Annotated in this window: 1 protein-coding gene; it reads left to right on the forward strand. The window is 51.7% G+C overall.

All coding sequences use genetic code 11. From position 1 onward, the window contains the following. Positions 1-208, forward strand: a 208-nt coding sequence (locus CEX98_RS23125) for a hypothetical protein (RefSeq protein WP_206780902.1), incomplete at its 5' end; no start/stop codon positions are given. Between the last annotated feature and the right edge of the window lie 28 nt (positions 209-236).

Consider the following 236-nt stretch of genomic DNA (forward strand, 5'->3'; position numbering starts at 1 on the left):
ACCTCCCACCATGTTGAGGGTGTGGTGGGAGCGAGTTTATCTCGCGAGGTGTTTGTTTGATCTTTGGCGTCTTCGACTGGATGTGTATACACATAAATCGGCGGGTAAACCGCCTCCTACCATGTTGAGACTGTGGTGGCAGCGAGTTTATCTCGCGAGGTATTTGTTTGATCTTTGGCGTCTTCGACTCACACAAATCGGCGGGTAAACCACCTCCTACCATGCTGAGGGTGTGG

This window comes from Pseudoalteromonas piscicida (genome assembly GCF_002744175.1).
Taxonomy (GTDB): domain Bacteria; phylum Pseudomonadota; class Gammaproteobacteria; order Enterobacterales; family Alteromonadaceae; genus Pseudoalteromonas; species Pseudoalteromonas piscicida_B.